The sequence below is a fragment of the Photorhabdus namnaonensis genome (assembly GCF_001684335.1).
Taxonomy (GTDB): Bacteria; Pseudomonadota; Gammaproteobacteria; order Enterobacterales; family Enterobacteriaceae; genus Photorhabdus; species Photorhabdus namnaonensis.
The window spans coordinates 170,374-171,950 of record NZ_LOIC01000061.1 but is presented as its reverse complement, the minus strand read 5'-3'; the positions used below and the strand labels follow the sequence as shown (position 1 = coordinate 171,950).

The 1,577-nt window shown below is 53.3% G+C and carries 1 protein-coding gene; it reads left to right on the top strand.

All coding sequences use genetic code 11. The annotated features are described in order from the left end of the window. Positions 1–1,577, top strand: a 1,577-nt coding sequence (locus tag Phpb_RS26790) for a condensation domain-containing protein (RefSeq protein ID WP_240492517.1), incomplete at both ends; no start/stop codon positions are given.

Sequence of the window (1,577 nt, the reverse complement as noted above, 5' to 3'; positions counted from 1 at the left end):
GCCCGACAGAAGCGACCGTTTGTGCGACAGGGAAGCTGTATCAACGGGGGGATATTGCAACAAACATTGGTAAAGCGATTAATAATGTTCGCCTTTATGTTCTTGATAATCACGGCAATCTGTCTCCTATCGGTGCTCCGGGAGAACTGTATATCGGTGGAGCCGGGCTGGCGCGGGGGTATTTAAACCGACCAGAACTAACGACCGAACGTTTTGTGGCGAATCCCTTTGCCACCACAGCGGATAAAACCAAAGGGTATACCCGTCTGTATAAAACCGGCGATCTAGTCCGCTGGCGGCCAGATGGCACTCTGGAATATCTGGGGCGCAATGATTTTCAGGTTAAAATTCGTGGTTATCGCATTGAATTGGGCGAAATTGAGACGGCCCTTGCGACTCATCCTCAAGTCAAACAGGCGGTGGTGATTGACCGTGAGCATAACGGCCATAAAATACTGGTCGCGTATCTGGTGACGACTGGGGAATTGTCTGATGACAGCCTGACTGGGCATCTCTCTTCCCGCCTGCCGGAATACATGCTGCCGGCCAGCTTTACCTTTATTGATGCGGTGCCTCTGACTCTGAACGGCAAACTGGATCGCCACGCCTTACCTGAGCCAGTCTGGGAGGATCGTGATAGCTACGTCGCGCCCCGCAATGCGCTGGAAACCCAACTGTGTGCCATTTGGCAGGACGTATTGGGACTGGAGCGGGTGGGCATCGAGGACAATTTCTTCCGTATCGGGGGCAACTCCCTGACGGCAATTCGGCTGACCACCGCCATCCGCCGCATACTGGCAACCGAGGTCTCACTGGCTCAGTTGTTTGCGCTGAAAACCATCGCGGGCCTGACAACCCAGATGGAACAGCAGATTTATACGGTTATCCCTCATCTGGAACGAGAGCGTTATCCCTTATCGTTTGCTCAGGAGCGGATGCTCTTTATCGAGCAATTTGAACAAGGCTCCGATACCTACCATATCCCCTATCTGGTTCAACTGGATAATGATGCCTGTCTGCCTCTGCTGGAAACCGCCATTAACCGGCTGGCTGAGCGCCATGCTGTAATGAAGATGGTGTACCGCAGCAATGATGACGGACAGGTTTACCCGCAGAAACTGGACAGAAATTTGGTTATCCAGTCCCAGCCCTGTGAAAATGCTGGCACGCTGTTGAGCACAGTGCGGGCTGAAATAGCCACCCCGTTTGATTTGACCGCAGAACCTAGCCTGCGCCTGCGCCATTATTCGGTGTCTGGCCGACCCTACTTATTAATGCTCTGGCACCATATCGCCATTGACGGCTGGTCGGTCGATATCTTTATGGCTGAACTGGCAGAGATTTACCACGCCTTACGGGAAGGCCGTGACAGCCAGCTTCCTCCGCTGGAGATTACCTACGGCGATTACGCTGCCTGGCAACGGGACTATTTACAGGGCGATGTCCGTGAACACCAACTCGCTTACTGGCAACAAGCCCTGTCCGGTTATGAATCACTAATCTTGCCCACCGATTATCCCAGACCCACACGGGTGAATTATCAGGGACGGGATTTCAAATTTGGGCTGAACACCCGG